This is a genomic window from Endozoicomonas sp. SESOKO4 (assembly GCF_024606275.1).
Window position 1 is genome coordinate 1 of record NZ_JAHHPS010000339.1, and the last position, 1,959, is coordinate 1,959.

Consider the following 1,959-nt stretch of genomic DNA (forward strand, 5'->3'; position numbering starts at 1 on the left):
GATGTTTTCTATGCCTTCCAGAGTATCGGTATCGGTGCCATCATTAGCCGTTCCGTTACCGTTGGCAGTCAGCGTGACAGTGACTGCGCTGCCATGGGCACTGTAATCAGCGGTATCACCGTTACTGCCGTGGGTTCCGCCCCTCAGGGTATCGGCACCGGCCTTGCCGTAAAGGGTGTCATCTCCGCCCTGGCCATCCAGAATATTGACTTCAGCAGTACCTGTCAGGGTGTCATTACCGGAACCACCCATCACAGACTCAAAATTGGCAATGGTGTCAGTATCGGCCCCATCCACCACCGAAGATGAACCCAGGTCCACCGTCAGGCCTGTGGTATTGTCAGAATAATCCAGGGTGTCGTTATCATTGGCGTTTTCGCCACCATCCAGGATATCACTGCCACTACCACCCTTAATGGTGTCATCCCCTTCATCACCGTTCAGGGTATCGTTGCCACCCCTGCCTTCCAGAGTGTCATTACCGATTCCGCCGTCATAACGGTTAGCCGTGTTATCACCGATGATATGGTCGTCACCCGCACCCAGCACCAGGTCTTCAATGTCGATCAGGGTATCGACATTGCCACCGCCGAGATCGACCTGAAAACTACTTCCGCCTCCTGAACGGTCAATAGTCAGCGCTCCGGCGAAGGTGCTGTAATCCACCCGGTCATTACCCAGCCCACCATCGAGTGTGTCAGCACCAAGGCCCCCTTCAAGAATGTCGTCACCGTCCTGCCCCAGCAACACGTCATCGCCATCGCCGCCGGTCAGGGTATCGGCACCATTGCCACCTTCCAGTTGGTTCGCTTGAGCATCACCCTCGATGGTGTCATCGTTGCCTGAGCCAATGACATTCTCAATGCCTGTGAGTGTGTCATTGGCACCATCACCATCGTTGCTGGCTGCGCCGCTAAGCAGGTTTACATTGATAGCACTGGCAGCATCGCCGTAATCGGCGGTATCGATGCCAGCACCGCCGATAAACGTATCTACCCCTCCCGCACCATAAAACGTATCGTTGCCATCACCGCCGGTCAGATGGTTGTTTGCACCATCCCCCCGAATAGAATCATTGTGAGCAGTGCCAACCACATTTTCGATATCGATCACCACATCACGGTTGCCGTAGCCATCATTGGTGGCTTCTTTATTGGCCAGGTCAATGGTCAGGGCTCCGGAGGCGGCGCTGTAGTCGGCGGTATCACTCAGGCTATTGTCGGTTGCGTCATCGCCACCACGCAGGGTATCCGCACCGTCACCACCGACCAGGGTATCCGCACCGTCACCACCATGAAGGATGTTGGCAAGGTCATTACCGGTTAACCTGTCATCGTTACTACTGCCGGCGAGGTTTTCGATGCCTGCCAAAGTATCCGTGTCGCTGGTGGCGGCATCAGTGGCTGTGCCACTACCAGCGCCACCATCGGTCAGTGTTGCCGTGACTGCGCTGCCATGCCCTGTGTAATCTGCCGTATCAGTGCCCTGGCCGCCATCGAGGGTGTCATTGCCAGCGCCGCCCTGCAGAGTATCATCACCCGCATCCCCCACGAGCTGATCATCGCCGCCACTGCCACTGAGGGTATCGTTGCCACCATTGCCACGAATCGTATTGTCGGCATTGTCGCCGGTTAGCGTGTCGTTGTTACTGCCGCCGGAAAGGTTTTCGATACCCGTGAGGGTATCCTGGCCTGTTTGGCCATCGTTGTTTTGTGACTGATCAAGCAGGTTGATGGTGACGGACTGAGTCTGGGCACTGTAATCTGCGGTATCAATACCGGCATCACCCTGCAGGTCGTCATTACCTGAGCCACCGATCAGAATATCGTCGCCATTACCACCTTTGAGGGTATCGTCAAGATCTCCGCCATCCAGGGTATCATTACCCTCCTGACCTTCCAGAGTGTCGGTACCGTCGAGTCCATTGAGGGTGTCATCCTGGTCGCCCCCCCAGAGGGC

General features: G+C 56.2%; 1 protein-coding gene. It reads right to left on the minus strand.

Going from position 1 to position 1,959, the window contains the following annotated elements; translation table 11 throughout:
• A partial coding sequence (locus KDK16_RS06355) for a calcium-binding protein (RefSeq protein WP_306670746.1) occupies positions 1-1,959 on the minus strand: 1,959 nt, incomplete at both ends.